Below are 510 nucleotides of genomic sequence, written 5' to 3'. Positions count from 1 at the left end.
GGATATGAAAAAGCTAAAACTGAGCACCTTCGGTTATCTAGGAAAATTACGAATATCCGAAATAACCATATCCATCAAGCAACAGCTAAATTGGTGAAAACCAAACCAATGAGGATTGTTGTGGAAGACTTACTTATCTCAAACCTGTTAAAAAACAAAAAACTATCGAAAGCATTTTCATTTCAAAAATTAAACTTCTTCTTTCAATGTTTATCATACAAGTGCGAGAAGTATGGCATTGAGTATGTAAAAGCTGATAAATGGTTCGCCTCAAGCAAGATTTGCTCATGTTGCGGAGTAAAATACGACCATTCAGTTCAACCAGAAGGACAGTGGAGTTTAAAGATTCGTGAATGGGACTGTGTTGGGTGCAATAGCCATCACGATAGGGATGTAAATGCTGCGATAAATTTATCAAGATGGGTAAAATAAATGCTTGATAATAGGAGGTAACGATACTGCCTCGTGTGGAGTGTTATACCCCTCGTCCCTTCGGGGTTGCGAGAACAC

1 protein-coding gene is annotated in these 510 nt (G+C 38.2%); it reads left to right on the top strand.

Translation table 11 applies throughout. The features are described 5' to 3' along the window. Positions 1–432, top strand: a 432-nt coding sequence (locus MR066_RS27020; RefSeq protein WP_242249049.1) for an RNA-guided endonuclease InsQ/TnpB family protein, incomplete at its 5' end; no start/stop codon positions are given. Positions 433–510 lie beyond the last annotated feature (78 nt).

The sequence above is a fragment of the Bacillus cereus group sp. BfR-BA-01523 genome (genome assembly GCF_022662615.1).
Taxonomy (GTDB): domain Bacteria; phylum Bacillota; class Bacilli; order Bacillales; family Bacillaceae_G; genus Bacillus_A; species Bacillus_A mycoides.
Note: the sequence above shows the minus strand (reverse complement) of the source record. Positions and strands in the feature narration are given on the sequence as shown.